Below are 17,343 nucleotides of genomic sequence, written 5' to 3'. Positions count from 1 at the left end.
GAGAGCTCATGGAAAACCAGACTGAGGCAAAGCCGAAACGCCGGTGGGCCGGCCTGGTCCTGGCCTTGGTGGCCATCGCCGCACTGGTCTTCGTGGCCTTGAATCTGGGAAATATCAATTCCGACGGACAAGCCGCACCGAATGACCAGCCGGCCGTCCAGCAGCCGGGGGAGCAGACCGGCGCAACGGAGGAGATGCCGGACCTGACCCAGTTCGAGCTGCGTGCAGCTGACGATTTGCTGGCCGCCGGACCGGTAGACGCGCCGGTGGGGATCGTGGTCTTCTCCGACTACCAGTGCAAGTTCTGCGCCAAGTGGTCGACCGAAACCCTCCCGCAGGTCCTGGACTACGCCAAGGACGGCAAGGTCCGCATCGAATGGCGCGACGTCAACATCTTCGGCGAGGATTCCGAACGGGCATCGCTGGCTTCCTACGCCGCGGCCAAACAGGGCAAGTTCTGGGAATACCACGACGAACTGTTTGCCAGAAGCGCCATCCGCAAGGGCGCGGACCTGAGCGAAAAGTCGCTGACCGGGCTCGCAGCCGAACTCGGCCTGGACACGGAACAATTCGCCAAGGACCTGAAGTCGGAACAAGCCGCAACCGTGATCGAGGGCAATGCGCAGCTCGGGTTGCAGCTGGGCGTCTACTCGACCCCTGCATTCCTGATTGACGGTGAGCCGGTCATGGGTGCCCAGCCCAAGGACGTGTTCATCGACAAGATCGAGTCCGCGCTGGCTGCCCAGGACGCCAACTAATGGATGTCGGCCTGCTCTCGGCGTTCCTCGGGGGGATGCTGGCGCTGCTCAGCCCATGCAGTGCGCTGTTGCTGCCGGCGTTCTTCGCTTCCACCGTCGGCAGCGGGCCGCGCCTGTATATTCACGGGCTTGTTTTCTACCTCGGCCTCGCAGTGGTGCTGGTTCCTGCAGGCCTGGGCATGGGCGCAGTGGGGCTGTTCCTCGCGACCCAACGAGATCTGATTGTCCTCATTGCCTCGCTGATGCTCATCATCATGGGTGTCCTGTACTTTTTCGGCGTTGGTTTCGACCTGGCCCGCTGGATTCCGGGCATGTCCAAGCTCCAGCAGCGGGCCAGCGGGGGCAAGGGCCTGCTGAAGACGTTGGCCTTGGGCGCCGTCGGCGGCGTCTCCGGTTTTTGCGCAGGACCGATCCTCGGGGCAATGCTCACCCTCGCCGCGGTCCAGGGCGATGCGGTTTCCGGTGGCGTGCTGCTGGCCGTTTATGGTGCGGGCATGGTGGTGCCGATGTTCATCCTGGCGCGGATCTGGAACCGGCTCGACGCGAGCGGCCGCAGCAAATTGCGCGGACGCACCGTGAAGATCTTCGGGCGTGAACTGCACGTGATCTCGATGGCCACCGGCATCCTCCTGATTGTGGTCGGGGTGGTCTTCTGGCTGACCAATGGCCTGATATCCGCTCCCCAGCTGGTGCCGCTCGAGGTGCAGGACTGGCTGCAGCAAAACAGCGCCGCGCTGTCGAGCCCGCTGGTGGATGTCGCGGCCTTGGCGGTCCTGGCCGCCGTCGTTTTCTGGCTGTGGTTTCGACGCGGCAGGAGCCCTGAACGGGAGACTGCCGAGCAGGCGGATTCCGCACTCGACGAAGCCGAACGGGAAGGTCGACAGGGGTAATTCCCGTGGCCCAACGCACGGCAAATTCTGGTGTGATTTTTCCCGGAATTCCGCAGGATTTCACTAATTGGTAAAAATCAATCGCAAGGATGACTTCACATGTCGATTGCGGGGGTTAGACTAGCAATCGCTCTTATTTCGCCATGCCCCTAACCCGGAGGGAGATGGCGTCATGGAGTCCGATGCTAGCGAGGACAAACCCGATGCTTCTGAAGCTCATCCTGAAACATTCAAAACCTTATTCGGCATGGATTACAGCGGTCGTAATCCTGCAGTTGGCCACCACCATGGCCACGCTTTACCTTCCAAGCCTTAACGCCAAGATCATCGACGTCGGCGTGGTCAACGCGGATATCGACTACATCTGGCGCACCGGCGGCCTGATGCTGATCGTGGCCTTGGTCCAGGTGGCCACCGCCGTGGCCGCCGTGTACTTCGGCGCCAAGACCTCGATGAGTATCGGACGCGATATCCGCCAAGCGGTGTTCGAGAAGGTCTCCACGTTCTCCGCCCAGGACGTCAACAAGTTCGGTGCGGCAACCCTGATCACGCGCGGCACCAACGACGTGCAGCAGATCCAGATGCTGACCTTGATGGCGTTGAACTTCATGATCAATGCTCCGATCATGTCCGTGGGCGGCGTCATCATGGCGATCCGGGAAGATCCGGGGCTGTCCTGGCTGGTCTGGGTCTCGGTGCCGGTGGTGCTGATTGTCGTCGGCCTGCTGGTCATCAAGCTCATGCCGTTGTTCCGCGACATGCAGGTTCGCATCGACGGGATCAACGGCGTGCTGCGCGAGCAGATCACCGGCATCCGCGTGGTGCGCGCCTTCGTCCGCGAGAAGCATGAAACCGAACGCTACGCCGACGCCAACCAGAAGCTGACCGACCTCGGCGTGAAGGTCGGCAACCTGTTTGTGCTGATGTTCCCGGCGATCACCATGATCCTGCACCTGTCCACGGCGGCGGTGCTGTGGTTCGGCGGACACCGCGTGGACAACGGCGACGTGGAAATCGGCGCGCTGACCGCATTCCTGCAGTACCTGCTCCAGATCCTGATGGCCGTCATGATGGGTACCTTCATGGCCATGATGGTTCCTCGCGCCATGGTTTCGGCAGACCGCATCAGCGAAGTGCTGGATACCGATCCGAGCATGCGCGACGCCCAGGAACACAACACCCTGCTGCCTGAGCCGGGCACCGTCGAGTTCCGCAACGTGACCTTCGGATACCCGGGTGCCGAAGCGCCGGTGCTGTCCAACATCTCCTTCACCGCGAAGCCGGGACAGACCACCGCGATCATCGGATCCACCGGCTCCGGGAAAACCACCTTGCTGAACCTGATTCCGCGGCTCTACGACACCACCGAGGGCGAAATCCTGGTGGGCGGCATGCCGCTGAAGCAGCTGGGACGCGAGACCATCTCGCAGAACATCTCCGCGGTGCCGCAGCGCCCGTACCTGTTCTCCGGAACCATCGCCAGCAACCTGCGCTTCGGCGCGCAGGACGCCAGCGAGGACGACCTGTGGGATGCGCTGCGCGTGGCCCAGGCCGAGGACTTCGTGCTCGAACGCGAAGGCCAGCTGGAATCCGGCGTATCCCAGGGCGGAACCAACGTTTCCGGCGGCCAGCGCCAGCGCCTGTGCATCGCCCGCGCCCTGGCCGCCAAGCCGAAGACCTATCTCTTCGACGACTCGTTCTCCGCGTTGGACGTCAACACCGATGCCAAGCTGCGCGCGGCACTGGTCGAGCCGACCAAGGACGCGGCGGTCATCATCGTCGCCCAGCGCGTCTCCACAATCACCGGCGCGGACCAGATCCTGGTCCTCGACCACGGCGAGATCGTCGCGCGGGGAACCCACGAGGAACTGCTTGAATCCTCGGAAACCTATCAGGAAATCGTGACGTCCCAGCTCAGCGTGGAGGAGGTGGCCTAAATGGCGAAGAAGCAGAACCAGAGCGGATCCGCTGCCAACAGCACCGACACCATGGCGGACCTCGAAGCCGAGCTCGCGGCAGTCGACGAGTTCGACGCCGCAGCCGGCTCGGACGACTGGAGCGGCGGCGCGCCGGTCCGCAAGGCGCAGCACTTTTGGCCGTCGGCCAAGCGCCTGATCGGGCTGATGTCTCCGTACAAGCTCGGCATGGTGGTCGTGTTCGCGCTGATCGCGGTGTACGTCGTGCTCTCCGTGGTTGCCCCGCGAGTACTCGGCAAGGCCATGGACGTGATCTTCGCCGGCATGATCGGCAAGAACATCCCGGCCGGGACTCCAGCTGATGTGATCATCCAGCAGCTGCGCGACTCCGGCCAAGGGACCCAGGCGGACATGCTGTCCAAGGTGGACTTCGTGCCTGGTCAAGGCATCGACTTCACCCAGCTGTCGCAGTACATCCTGATCGTGCTGTCCATGTACTTCATCGCCTCGGTCTTCTCCTGGGCCTCGGGCTGGTTGCTGAACCGCCTGGTGATGCGCGTGGTCTACAAGCTGCGCAAGGACGTGGAGGACAAGCTCAACCGGCTGCCGCTGAACTACTTCGACACCCGCCAGCGCGGCGACCTGCTCTCGCGCGTGACCAACGACGTGGATAACATCCAGAATGCGTTGCAGCAGGCGTTGAGCCAACTGGTGCAGTCGGTCATGACCGTGATCGGCATCGTGATCATGATGTTCGTGGTCTCCTGGCAGATGGCGCTGATCGCCCTGGTGGCGCTGCCGCTGTCCGCCGCGGCCGCCGGCATCATCGGCAGCCGGGCGCAGAAGCTGTTCACCGCGCAGTGGAAGAACACCGGCGCGCTGAATGGCCAGATCGAGGAGTCCTTCTCCGGCCACGAGCTGATGAAGGTCTTCGGCCGCGAGGACGATATGGTCGACCGCTTCACCGCGCGCAACGAGGAGCTGTACAAGGCGAGCTTCGGCGCCCAGTTCGTCTCCGGCATGATCATGCCGGTCATGAACTTCGTGTCCTACCTGGCCTATGTCGGCATCGCCGTGGTCGGCGGCCTGCGTGTGGCTTCGGGCAGCATGAGCCTGGGCGACGCCACCGCGTTCATCCAGTACTCGCGCGAGTTCACCCAGCCGCTGGGCCAGATCGCCGGCGTGGCGAACATGCTGCAGTCCGGCGTGGCTTCGGCCGAGCGTACCTTCGAGCTGCTGGACGCCGAGGAGCAGGAGCCGGACCAGGCGTCCGCCACGCTGCCAGAACGCACCGACGGGCACGTTGCTTTCGAGAACGTGACCTTCTCCTACACTCCGGAGAAGCCGCTGATCGAGAACCTGTCCTTCGAAGCCGACCCGGGGCACACTGTCGCCATCGTGGGGCCGACGGGCGCGGGCAAGACCACGCTGGTGAACCTGGTGATGCGATTCTACGAGCTGAACTCCGGGCGCATCCTCCTGGACGACCGCGACGTGACCGAGCTTTCCCGCGCGGACCTTCGCTCGAAGGTCGGCATGGTGCTCCAGGACGCGTGGCTGTTCGGCGGATCCATCATGGAGAACATCCGCTACGGCCGGCTGGACGCGACGGACGAGGAGGTCATCCAGGCCGCCAAGGCGACCTTCGTGGACCGCTTCGTGCGCGCGTTGCCCGACGGGTACGAGACAGTGATCGACGAGGAAGGCACGAATGTCTCGGCCGGCGAGAAGCAGCTGATCACGATCGCCCGCGCGTTCGTGGCCAACCCGTCGCTGCTGATCCTGGACGAGGCAACCAGCTCCGTGGATACGCGCACCGAGCTGCTGGTGCAGCAGGCCATGGCTGCGCTGCGCAGCGACCGCACCAGCTTCGTGATCGCCCACCGCCTCTCCACGATCCGTGACGCCGACACCATCTTGGTGATGGAAGCCGGCCGCATCGTGGAGCAGGGCAACCACGAGCAACTGTTGGCGGCCAAGGGCGCGTACTACAACCTGTACCAGTCGCAGTTCGCCGGCCCGGCCGGGGACGTCGACGCCAACCCGGACGCGTTGGCGATCCCCGCCACCGGAGGAATTCCAGTGGTCGGCGCGCCGGCTCCGGAAGCCGGCCAAGGCCTGGATTCGTAGCAACCCGGCATAAATGGAAGCCGTGGTTGCGGAGGATTTTCGTCCTCCGCAACCACGGCTTCCGCTGTTCCTCCGGGTGCTTGGGCTCGAATCCCGGCAGGGAAAATGGTTGACATAAAAATTTTTTCGAGGGCGCGCAGTGATCAAAATTTTTGTTCACTTTTCCTCGCTCGGGGTGTTGCCTGACTCACAAACGTAAACTAGAGTCTAGTTTCAGTTATTAGCAATAGGTAATCCCGATCACATTGATTCCGGGGTTATGCAGTTCCCTGATTGGAGCACCGGACATGGCCTTATCGTTGACCGAGGAACAGATTGATCTCGCGTCGGCAGTGGTTGACTTTACCCGCCGCAGCGTAGACACGATGACCACTCGGGACGAGCACGAGAAGCTGGCCACCGGTGCACTTCCAAGCTTCTGGACCGAAATGCTGGAGACCGGGCTGCACGCCCTGCACATCCCTGAGGAGCTCGGCGGCCAGGGCGGAACGCTGGTGGAAACCGCCATCGTCATCGAGGAATTCGGCCACCGCTATGTCTCCGGCCCTTTCCTGCCGACCATGCTGGCCAGCGCCGCCGTCACCCTGGCCGAACCAAACGGCTGCAACCAGCCAATCCTCGCGGACTTCGCCGAAGGCGCCACCGGAACCCTGGTGCTGGCCTCCGAGCAGCTCAAGGTCGTGCAGATCGCCGAAGGCTGGGCCGTTGCCGGCCAACTGCAGGTCATCGGCGCACTTGCCGCGAAGTACCTGGTGCTGGGATTCGCCGTCGCGGACACCGTGCGCTACGCGGTGATCGAAGCGCAGGCCGCCGGGGTCTCCCTGGTCCCGGCCGAAGGCACCGACCTGGGCCGCGACGCAGCCACCCTGGTTCTGGACAACGTGGTCATCCCCGCCGACGCGGTGCTGGGCAACGCCACCGCCAGCAAGATCGCCGCGCTGCACGCAGGCTTCACCGGATCGGAAGCCGCCGGCATCATGCGCTGGGCCAGCGAGGAAAGCACCGAATACGCCAAGATCCGTGAACAGTTCAACACCCCGATCGGATCCTTCCAGGCCATCAAGCACAAGTGCGCCAACCTGGCGATCGCCGCCGAAATGGCCACCTCCGCCGCCTGGTCCGCCGTCGTGTCGGTCGGCCAGGACGAAGCCCAGCAGCACCTGGCCGCCGCCGGCGCGCTGGAAGCAGCGATTGTCCCATCCATTGAAGCAGTTACCGAAGCGATCACCATCCTCGGCGGCATCGGCTTCACCTGGGAGCACGACGCCCACCTGTACTGGCGCCGCGCCATCAGCCTGAACGCGCTGAACGCACCGCTGTCCGGCGAACTGGCGGCGGCCGGCGAAGCCGCGCTGCACACCGAACGCAAGATCGAGCTGGAGCTGGACGAGCCGGACCCCGAATTCCGCACCCGCATCGCCGCCCTGCTGGACACCGCGGCAGGCCTGCGCAACGAGCACGAAGCAGGACGCTGGTACTCCCGCGGCTCGCGCCGCAGCTTCCTGGCAGAGAACGGCCTGGCCGCTCCGCACTGGCCGGCCCCCTACGGACTGGGCGCCAGCCCGGCCGAACAGGTCATCATCTCCCAGGAATACGCCCGCCGCGACATGCTGCAGCCATCCTCGGTCATCGGCGAATGGGCCATGCCCACGATCCTCGGCTACGGCTCCGAAGAGATCAAGGAGAAGTTCGCGCTGCCCACGTTGAAGGGCGAACTGATCTGGTGCCAGCTGTTCTCCGAGCCCGGAGCCGGCAGCGACCTGGCAGGCCTGTCCACCCGCGCCGTCAAGGTCGACGGCGGCTGGAAGCTGACCGGCCAGAAGGTCTGGACCTCCGGAGCCCACGAAGCCCACTGGGGCATCTGCCTGGCCCGCACCGACGCCGAGGTCGCCAAGCACAAGGGCCTGAGCTACTTCTTGGTGGACATGTCAGCTCCCGGCCTGGACGTGCGCCCGCTGCGCCAGTCCAACGGAGAAGCCGAATTCAACGAGGTCTTCCTTGACGACGTGTTCGTCGCGGACGACTACCTGCTGGGGGAGCCTGGCCAGGGCTGGCGCATCACCGCCACCACCTTGCAGAACGAGCGCACCCAGATTTCCTCCGGCGTCTCGGTCGGCACCGAGGACGGGCTGCGCGAACTGATCTCCGGCGACAATTTCGTTGGAACCCGCGAGAACGCGCTGGAGGTGCTGGGCCGCGCCGCCGCGATCAGCACCGCCATCGGCGCGATGAACCTGCGCGAAACCCTGCGCCAGGTCAATGGCCTGCAGCCGGGGGCCGGCTCCTCGCTGGCCAAGGTGGCCCACGGCCGTCTGGCCCGCCAAGCCGCCGGGGACCTGCTGAAGCTTGCCGGCCCCGCGGCGCTCTTCGCCCACGCGCCGGCCGCCGCCGTCAATTCGCAGCTGACCATTCCGGCGGCGCTGATCGGCGGAGGCACCATCGAAATCCAGCTCAACGTGATTGCCGAGCGGATCCTGGGGCTGCCGCGCAGCTAACCCGCCCTTGCAGTACCCAGAGCTCGACCCTCCAGTATTCCTCCGGGCCCCCAGCCCGAAATGCGCCCGCCGCCGATGACGGAGCGCGCCGTGAAAGGACAACTAAGGCATGACCGCTGTGACCAATGAAATCAACACCGCAGGCCCCGTCACCCCGGGCCGTTTGCGGGAACTGCTTGAACCGCGCTCGATTGTGATCATCGGGGCGAACAGCAAGTCGACCTGGTCCCACTTCGCCCACTCGAACCTCCTGGCCGCCGGCTTCACCGGGCAGCTGTACCTGGTCAACCGCCGCGCCGAGGAATGCCACGGCCAGGCCTCCTACGCAAGCATCGCCGAGCTTCCCGAAGCCCCGGAACTTGCCATCGTGCTCACCGGCACCAACTCGCTGCCGGATATCCAGGAGCAGTGCATCGTCCGCGGCATCCGCAACCTGATCGTGCTGGCCTCCGGGCTGGGCGAGGCAGGGGCCGAAGGCCAGGCGCTGCAGCAGCAGCTGGTGGACCGCGCCCGCGAAGCCGACCAGCTGATCCTGGGCCCGAACAACCTGGGATTCATCAACGCGCATGCAAAGGTCGCGTCCTTCGCCCATATGACCGAGCTGCCGCTGGTGGCCGGCGGGGTGGGCGTGGCAAGCCAGTCCGGCGCACTGGCCATCTACCTGCTGCCGTACATGGCAAGCCGCGGGGTGGGCACCTCGATTTCCGTAACCGTGGGCAACGAAGCCATGATCTCCGCCATCGACGTCATGTCGCTGCTGGTGGATGACGAGAACACCAAGGTCATCGCCGCCTACCTGGAACAGGTCACGGACACCGAGCAGTTCCTGGACGTGGCCCGCCGCGCCCGCGAGGCCGGCAAGCCGATCGTGCTATTCAAGGCCGGCGCCTCCGAGGCCTCCGCCAAGGCCGCCGCCGCGCACACCGGCTCGCTGGCCGGGGACGACAAGATCTTCGACGCGGTCTGCAAGCAGTTCGGCGTGATCCGGGTGGCGAACATCGAGGATCTGGTGGCCACCGCAGGCATCCTCGAATCCTACGGCGCGCTGCCCGGCCCGCGCTTCGGCGTGGTCACCGGCTCCGGCGCGATGTGCGCGCTGGTCGCGGACAAGGCCGAGGCCGCCGGCCTGCAGCTGCCCGCCCCCGCAGAGTCCACCGTGCGCCAGCTGCGCGAAGACGGCCTGCCTGAATTCGCCGCAGTGAACAACCCGATGGACACCACCGGCTACATTTCCGTGGACCCATCCATCCTCACCAAGGCCGGGGACGCGTTCATCAACGACGAGAACTTCGACTTCGTGGTGCTGAACACCTCCTGGCCTAACAACCAGTTCATGGTGGACCTGGGCAGGCCGACCCAGGAGGGCCTGCACCGCCAGCTCAAGGGCTCGGCCAAGCCGGTGGTGGCCATGAGCTTCCTGCCCACCGAGGTCAACGAGTTCGCGCGCAGCTTCGCCGCCGAGCACGGTCTGCCGCACGCCTCGGACTCCTTCGACCGCGGCATCGAAGCCGCCGGGCACAGCGTTTGGTGGGGGCAGCGCACCGCGCAGCTGTCCGCCGAGCCGAAGCTGGAGGCTCCGGCCGCCATCGCCAAGCCAGAAGGCGCCGAGCACTGGACCGAAATCGAGACCGGTGACTTCCTGCGCGAACAGGGTGTGCCCTACGTGCCGGGACGTGTTGTCACCTCCGCCGCGGACGCCGTGGCTACCGCACAGGAGATCGGCTACCCGGTGGTGCTGAAGGTCGCCAGCGAGGACATCGCCCACAAGACCGAGGTCGGGGGCGTGCGCCTGATGCTCAAGGACGCCGAAGAGGTGTCCGAGGCCTATGAATTCATCGTGGATTCCGTGGCCAGGCTGGCTCCGGACGCGCAGGTCCAGGGTGTGGCGGTCTCGCCGATGCGCCCTGCCGGCAACGAGCTGCTGGTCGGCATCATCACCGACCCGCAGTGGGGCAAGGTGCTGGCCGTCGGCTTCGGCGGCGTGCTGGTGGAGATCCTGAAGGATTCCGCGCTGCGCCTGCTGCCGGTCAGCCCGGAGGAGATCCGCCGCATGCTCGAATCGCTGCGCGGCATCGACCTGCTCAAGGGCTTCCGCGGCAGCGAGCCCACCGATCTGGACAAGCTCGCGCAGGTGATCTTCCAGATCACCCAGGTCGCCCAGGGGCTGGGTGAGGATCTTGAAGAACTTGAAATCAATCCGCTGCGGGTTGCCGGAAACCAGATTGAGGCGCTGGACGCCCTGATCCGCTGGAAGGACCGGTAAATGAATACCGGTGATAGGCAATTCGCCCAAAACTTGGTGATACCGTGGGAATCCACGGCACACACCACTTACGAGGCACATCATGGCAGGAACCATTTCCACGGAGCAGGCAGAGCTTCCGGCCTACCAGGTCGTCAGGCGCCAGCGCATCATCGATGCGGGCAAGGACCTGCTGCGAGTGCAGGACTACGACTCGATCCAGATCCGCGACGTGGCCTCCGAAGCGAACGTCGCGCTGGGCACGCTGTACCGGTACTTCAATTCCAAGGAACACCTGTACGCGAACGTGGTCTACGACTGGGCGTTGCCCTTCGCCCAGCGGACGGCGGCTCCGGATGCCGGGCTGAGCACCACGGAAGTGATCTCCCGCAGGCTGCGCAATGCCTTGAGCAGCTTCGAGAAGCACCCGTACTTCTACAAGGCGATCCTGCAGCTGCGCAGCAGCACCGCGGAGGACGTCGCCCCGGTCATGGCCCGGCTCGGCGAGGTGCTGGAAGCACCGATCCGCGAGGCAATGAGCGCTCTGGACGATGCGGAAGCCGCGGACATCACCGTGATGGTGTGGGCGCTGCTGCTGGACGTCGTCTCGCGGGTGATTCTGAAGGACAAGACCATGGAACAGGCCTACGGGGTGCTCGACCGCTTCGTGGCGCTGATCCAGCACCGTCTGGAGCAGGCCGAAGCCTAGGGGCCAGTCCTTTTCCTTCCCATTCCATCTCCCGTCTCGGGGGTGTCTCATGAGCGCCCACGAACTGGACCATGTGGCCTTCGCCGTGCCTTCCTGGCGCACTGCTGGGGATAGCGTGCACCGCGCGCTCGGCGCCCGCTGGGTCTCGGGATTCCACCAGGGCGCCTTCAGCCCCTGCCAGCTGGAACTGGCTGAAGCAATGCGCCTGGAACTGCTGCAGCCTCCCGCCGACGGGGGCGGTTTCGTCGCCGAGCACCTGGCCCGCAGCCACGGCGCAGCCAACCCGCACCACATCACCTTCAAGGTGGAGGACATCCATGCCTCGATGACCCTCGCCCGCGCGGCCGGGGTGCGCACCATCCTTGAAAACCTGGACAACCAGTGGTGGAAGGAGCTGTTCCTCCACCCCAAGGACACCGGACTGGGGTTCCTGGTGCAGCTGGTGCAGACCGAGCTGACACTTGACGGGCAGGACGAGATCACCGCGCCCGGCGCGGTCGACTGCCCCTGGGACGAACAGCCCCGGGCGCAGAATCCGCCGCAGCGGCTGGACTTCATCGCCGGCCGCATCCGTTCCGCGGCCCAGGCTCGGCTGGTGCTGGGCACGGTGCTCGGCGCCCAGGTCATGCACCTGGAAGACGACCCGCAGACCCTCATGTTCTCCTGGCCGCTGGGCTCCAGCCTGGTGCTCCAGGTCGACGAGCAGGCCGAACCGGGACTGCAGGCCCTGTCCTTCACCGACCCCGTGCTGCCCGCACCGATCATGGATGCCGGCCTGCTGCAGGCGCTGCGCGAATCCGGGAGCAGGTTCGAGGCCCTGGGTCTGGACATCCTCGCCGGCCAGCACGCGCCGGCCGCCTGACACACGAACTTCACCATCAAAGAATTAGCACTAAGGAGTCACCCCATGGGACTGAGAGGCGAAGCAGCCATCCTCGGCTACTGCGAACTTCCACCGCAGCGAAAGCTCACCCGCGAACCGTCGTTCAACCTGGAGCAGTGGGCCCGGCTGTCCAAGGCCGCGCTGGATGACGCCGGACTGTCCGCCACGGACGTCAACGGCGTGGTCACCCCGCTGATCGGCGAGGCGGACATGTTCGTTCCATCCACCGTCACCGAATACCTGGGCATCGACGCGAACTTCGCGGAGATCGTCGATCTGGGTGGCGCGGGATCCGCGGCCGGCATCTGGCGCGCCGCGGCCGCCGTGGAGCTGGGCCTGTGCGACGCGGTGCTGGTGACCTTCCCCGGCACCCACCACTTCCCGATGGACGACCGCAAGCCGTTCGTGATGGACGACAAGATGCACTTCGGGGCTTCCTCCAACGCCTTCGGCTCCCCACAGGCCGAGTTCGAGATCCCCTACGGCAACCTGGGCCAGAACGGCCCCTACGGGCAGATCGCCAAGCGCTACGGCTACGAGTTCGGCTACGACGAGCGGGCCATGGCCAAGATCGCCGTGGACCAGCGCACCAACGCCTGTGCCACCCCGGAGGCGGTGTTCCACGGCCAGCCGATCACCGTGGCCGACGTGTTGAACTCGCCGATGATCGCCGACCCGCTGCACATGCTTGAAATCGTCATGCCCTGCCAGGGCGGCGCGGCAGTGGTGGTGGGCAACGCGGATCTGGCCCGCAAGTCCAAGAACCGCCCGGTGTGGATCACCGGCTTCGGTGAACGCGTGCCCTACAAGACCCCGACCTACGCCCGCGACCTGATGACCTCGCCGATGGTGCACGCCGCCGAGCAGGCGTTCTCCATGGCAGGCATCACCCGCTCCGAGGTGGACATGGTCTCCATCTACGACTGCTACTCCATCACCGTGCTGATGAGCCTGGAAGACGCGGGCTTCGCGGAAAAGGGCAAGGGCATGGACTTCGTGACCAACCACGATCTGACCTTCCGCGGGGACTTCCCGATGAACACCGCCGGCGGGCAGCTGTCCTTCGGCCAGGCCGGTGTGGCAGGCGGCATGCACCACGTCATCGACGGGGCGCGCCAGATCATGGGCCGCGCCAACGCCGCCCAGGTGGCCGACTGCAACCGCGCGTTCGTCAGCGGCAACGGCGGCATCATGAGCGAGCAGACCGCGCTGATCCTGCAGGGCGACTAGAAAGGGAAAACCAGAAAATGACCACCTACACCCCGGAAACCCTGTCCCGGCCGCTGCCGGTTCCGACCCCGTTGACCCGCCCGTTCTGGGACGCCCTTGCCGAGCGCAAGATCCGCATCCAGTACTCGCCGTCCCTGGGGGAGTACATCTTCTACCCGCGCCCGCTGGCCCCGCGCACCCTGGCCGACGACCTTGAATGGCGCGAGATCTCCGGCGCCGGCACGCTGTACACCTACACCGTGGCCACCCGCCCGCCGTCCGCCCATTTCGCCTCGGCCGGGGAAATGATCCTGGCCATCGTCCAGTGGGACGAGGGACCGAAGTTCTCCACCGAAATCGTCAACGCCGACCCTGCGCAGCTGGAGATCGGCATGCGCGTCCGCCCGGTCTTCTGCGACCACCCCGAGGGAGACATCACCATGCTTCGCTACGAACCGGAGACCAACTCATGAGCGTCGAAACTGGCATCCAGCTGCCTGCCCCGTCCCTGCGCATCGGTGCGCAGGTGATCCTTCAGGGCGACACCACCCACGAGCACATCGACCCTGCCACCGGGAAGGTCAACGGCCTGGTGCCCATGGCCTCCGCGGAACAGATCGACCAGGCCGTGCTGTCAGCCCACGCCGCCTTCCTGGAATGGCGAGCGCTGCCCGCCAGCCAGCGCTCGCGCAAGCTGATGAAGCTCGCCGAGCTCATGGAGGAGAACACCGAGCTGCTGGCCGCCGCAGGCATGGCGGACAACGGCGCCCCGCGCATCACCGCGGGGAACATGGTCGGCGCCGCAGTGGAATGGACCCGCTACTACGCAGGCTGGGCGGACAAGCTGCCGCTGGGCCGCATCACCAGCAACGGCGGGGCCGGCGGATCCTTCGGCCACACGCTGCGCCAGCCCTACGGCGTCATCGGCGCCATCATCACCTGGAACGCTCCGCTGATGTCCCTGGCCATGAAGGTCCCGGCGGCCCTGGCCGCGGGCAACACCGTGGTCATCAAGCCCAGCGAGCTGACCCCGTTCACCCCGACCGTCTTCGCGGACCTGGCCCGCGAGGCGGGGATCCCGGACGGCGTGATCAACATCGTTCCCGGCGGCCCGCAGGCCGGCGCCGCACTGGTCGAGCACCGCCTGGTCAAGAAGATCACCTTCACCGGGGGACCGGCCACCGCGCAAATCATCGCCGCCTCCTGCGCCAAGACCTTCAAGCCGATGATCCTGGAACTGGGCGGCAAGTCCGCCAACCTGGTCTTCGAAGACGCCGACCTGGACAAGGCCGCCGGCCACGCGGCATTCTTCGCCTTCGGCATGATGAGCGGCCAGGCCTGCGCGCTGCCGACCCGCCTGCTGGTGCAGGAATCGGTGTACGAGCAGTTCATCGAAAAGGTCGCGCAGGCCGCGGCGCAGTTCCCCATCGGGGATCCGGCCGGCGAATACACCATGTGCGGACCGGTCATCAACCAGGCCGCGATCGACCGCATCGACTCGATGCTCGGCGACGCGCTGGAAGAAGGTGGACGCCTGGTCACCGGCGGGCAGCGCCTGGGCGGGGATCTGGCCGAGGGCTTCTACTACCCGCCGACCATCGTGGCCGACGTGGAGCCGGATGGATCGCTGGCGCAGAACGAGGTATTCGGCCCGGTGCTGGCGGTGATTCCGTTCCGCGATGAAGCGCATGCGCTGGAAATCGCGAACGGCACGGATTACGGACTTTCGGGGTACATCTGGACCTCTGATCTGGGACGCGGGCTGCGGCTGGCCGAGTCGATGGAGACCGGCGAGATCGCAGTCAACGGCGCCTTCAATGCCACGGCCGAACGCCCCTTCGGCGGCATCGGCCACTCAGGCATCGGAAACGAAGGCGGACTTGAAGGTCTGGAAGAGTTCTTCTGGACCAAGTCGGTGGGTATCGCAACCCACTAAAACAGCTGCCCGCTCGGGCAAGAACATCACCGCATGGCCTTGCCCGGGCGTCCTGTCCGGAGGGTGCCTAGGTGACCCCTCAGAGCGCCGAAACGGCGCGGATAAGGCAGGACAAAGATGTCTCAGGCTAGACCCCCAAAGCTGAGTGCGACGCGTGCATCGGCTCCGGGATTCGTGGCGGTAGTCGCGGTCTTGGTGCTGACAGAGATTGTTTCAGCGTTCGAGCTTTCAATGATGTACGTAACCCTCCCGACGCTCATGGCGGACTTCCACGTGGATGCGAATGCCGTGGCCTGGGTGGTCACCATCTACCTTCTGGTGTCCGCGTCGGCGGCGCTGCTCGGCGGACGCTTCGGCGACCTGTACGGCAGGCGCCGGGTCATGGTGGTGGTGCTAGCCCTGGCCGCCATCGGCTCGCTGATCTCCCTGGTCGGCAGCAGCCTTGAAATGATCATCCTCGGCCGCGGCATCCAAGGTGCGGCCGGTGCCGTCATGGGTCTGGCATTCGGCCTGGCCCGCGAGCACCTCGACGAGAAGCGCCTGCCCGTGGGCGTCTCCATGATCGGCGCCTCCGCGCTGATCGCCGGCGCCGGCGGCGCCCTGATTGCCGGCCTGATGATCGACTCCTTCTCCTGGCATGGAATCTTCCTATTCGCCGGCGTGCTGGCAGTGCTGGCGGTCATCGCCGTGCTCGTGGTGCTTCCGAAGGACAAGCCCCGCGAAACCACTTCCGGCCGGCTGGATGTCGCCGGCGCGCTGCTGCTGCCGCTGGGTGCTTCCGGCATCCTGCTGGGCCTGTCCAACAGCGCCAAGGCCGGCTGGGCCTCGCTGGGCGGCGGCGGACTGCTGATCGCCGGTCTGGTAATCGTCGCCGTATGGGTCTGGTGGGAACTGCATTCCCAACGCCCGATCGTGAACCTGAAGATGTTCAAGAACCGCCAGATCGCCCTGGTCATGACCGCCACCTTCCTGGCTGCGGTCGGGCCTATCGGCGGCATGTCGGTGCCGAGCCAGTACGTACTGCAGTACCCGGTGGAAATGGGCTTCGGGCTGGGCTTCTCCGCCGCGGCCGCGGGCCTTTTCAGCGGGGGCACCGCGCTGCTTGGCTACTTCTTCTCCCCGCTGGGCGGCAAGCTCGCCCAGGTGTTCAACGCGCGCTTCGTGTTCATCACCGGCCTGCTGCTGATGCTCGCCGCTGTCGCAACAATCATGTTCACCCTGGGCAACATGCTGGTCTTCCTGGTGGCCATGTCGGTCAACGCGGTGGGCATCGCCCTGACCTTCGGCGCCCTGCCGAACGTGCTGATCGAGGCGGTTCCCGAGACGCATACCTCGGAGAGCGCCGGAACCAACACCATGGTGCGCAATATCGGCCAGTCCGTGGCCACCGCCGTGGGCGCCTACCTGCTGGCCCGCCACCAGGACCCGGTCACCACCGCGGTGGGGGAGCAGGGCGTCTTCGAGGCCTTCGGCTTCGTCGCGGTCTTCGGCCTCGCCGCCCTGGTGATCGCATTCATGCTCAGCCGCACCCCGAAGGTCTGGGTACCGCAGGATGCCGCCATGGTGATGCCGGTCAAGGCCGAACCGGCTGGCGACTTGATTTAGGGCAACACGCCAAAGGGCGCAGCACTCCCCGGAGCCCGCCGGGGAGTGCTGCGCCCTTTGGCGTGTGAACTGTCCCTGCGGACATCCTGCGCAAACTCCGCTCGAATCGTCGCTGGGCAAGAATCATTTCCAAGAAAAAGCTGGCTCACGTTCGCGTGCCCGCGCGGACAAGGCGCGGGATGCAGCAAGGAAGCATCCCGCCAGCGGCGTTGCCTTCTTGCGCATTTGGATTCCTGATGTCGTGCGATTACGCCATTGCCGGGAACGCACCAGTATCTCGTCCCACGGCGGAACAGCTTAAGAATTATCCAGGGCATCTCAGTGCCCCCGCGCGGAGGCACCTGCGGGTTCTGGTCGGCAAAGGGCTCCTCCCGCCCAGCGGAAGGGTACGGGATGCGTAGGAGCCCAGGGCCGCTGGGACAAACCGGGGCTTCCCCTGAACCGGGTGCACCGATATCACGACGCCCGGTTGCCGAGGCCCGGTGGACCGCGGGGAACTATGCTCCAGGAACATCGACGCCTCGGAGCCGGTGGTGAAGCAGCTGCCTGCATTCCGTGAGCTTGAACTCC

Annotated in this window: 12 protein-coding genes; all 12 read left to right on the top strand. The window is 65.7% G+C overall.

What is annotated here, in order from left to right:
- Positions 1 to 8: 8 nt before the first annotated feature.
- Complete coding sequence (locus DFO58_RS12850; RefSeq protein ID WP_120991259.1) at positions 9 to 758, top strand: thioredoxin domain-containing protein; 750 nt, start codon at positions 9 to 11, stop codon at positions 756 to 758.
- Positions 758 to 1,648 (top strand): cytochrome c biogenesis CcdA family protein, encoded by an 891-nt coding sequence (locus DFO58_RS12845; RefSeq protein ID WP_120991257.1) that lies wholly within the window; start codon positions 758 to 760, stop codon positions 1,646 to 1,648. Before DFO58_RS12850 ends, DFO58_RS12845 begins: the two co-directional genes overlap by 1 nt.
- Positions 1,649 to 1,851: 203 nt before the next feature.
- Positions 1,852 to 3,585: an ABC transporter ATP-binding protein gene (locus DFO58_RS12840; RefSeq protein WP_047120274.1), complete on the top strand. Its 1,734-nt coding sequence runs from the start codon at positions 1,852 to 1,854 to the stop codon at positions 3,583 to 3,585.
- A complete protein-coding gene (locus DFO58_RS12835; protein WP_120991255.1) occupies positions 3,586 to 5,694 on the top strand; it encodes an ABC transporter ATP-binding protein in 2,109 nt (702 codons plus the stop codon).
- 287 nt (positions 5,695 to 5,981) lie between these two features.
- Entirely contained in the window at positions 5,982 to 8,189 is a 2,208-nt protein-coding gene (locus DFO58_RS12830) for an acyl-CoA dehydrogenase (protein ID WP_120991253.1), read from the top strand.
- 109 nt (positions 8,190 to 8,298) lie between these two features.
- Entirely contained in the window at positions 8,299 to 10,452 is a 2,154-nt protein-coding gene (locus DFO58_RS12825; RefSeq protein WP_120991251.1) for an acetate--CoA ligase family protein, read from the top strand.
- Between the two features lie 82 nt (positions 10,453 to 10,534).
- Positions 10,535 to 11,140 carry a TetR/AcrR family transcriptional regulator gene (locus DFO58_RS12820; RefSeq protein ID WP_047120270.1) on the top strand — a complete coding sequence of 202 codons (606 nt, stop codon included), beginning with the start codon at positions 10,535 to 10,537 and terminating at the stop codon, positions 11,138 to 11,140.
- A 49-nt stretch (positions 11,141 to 11,189) separates the two neighbouring features.
- Positions 11,190 to 12,002, top strand: a complete 813-nt coding sequence (locus DFO58_RS12815) for a VOC family protein (protein ID WP_120991249.1) — start codon at positions 11,190 to 11,192, stop codon at positions 12,000 to 12,002.
- 45 nt (positions 12,003 to 12,047) lie between these two features.
- The gene (locus DFO58_RS12810) at positions 12,048 to 13,253 is read left to right on the top strand and encodes a thiolase family protein (RefSeq protein WP_120991247.1); all 1,206 of its coding nucleotides are present in this window, start codon (positions 12,048 to 12,050) and stop codon (positions 13,251 to 13,253) included.
- A 17-nt stretch (positions 13,254 to 13,270) separates the two neighbouring features.
- On the top strand, positions 13,271 to 13,705 hold the full coding sequence (locus DFO58_RS12805; RefSeq protein ID WP_120991245.1) for an OB-fold domain-containing protein: 435 nt from the start codon (positions 13,271 to 13,273) through the stop codon (positions 13,703 to 13,705).
- Positions 13,702 to 15,168: an aldehyde dehydrogenase family protein gene (locus DFO58_RS12800; protein WP_120991243.1), complete on the top strand. Its 1,467-nt coding sequence runs from the start codon at positions 13,702 to 13,704 to the stop codon at positions 15,166 to 15,168. Before DFO58_RS12805 ends, DFO58_RS12800 begins: the two co-directional genes overlap by 4 nt.
- 117 nt (positions 15,169 to 15,285) lie before the next feature.
- Complete coding sequence (locus tag DFO58_RS12795; protein WP_120991241.1) at positions 15,286 to 16,773, top strand: MFS transporter; 1,488 nt, start codon at positions 15,286 to 15,288, stop codon at positions 16,771 to 16,773.
- Positions 16,774 to 17,343 lie beyond the last annotated feature (570 nt).

It is taken from the genome of Arthrobacter sp. AG1021 (assembly GCF_003633665.1).
GTDB lineage: Bacteria > Actinomycetota > Actinomycetes > Actinomycetales > Micrococcaceae > Glutamicibacter > Glutamicibacter soli.
The sequence above is the reverse complement of the archived record's forward strand: the minus strand, read 5'-3'. Positions and strand labels throughout refer to the sequence as shown.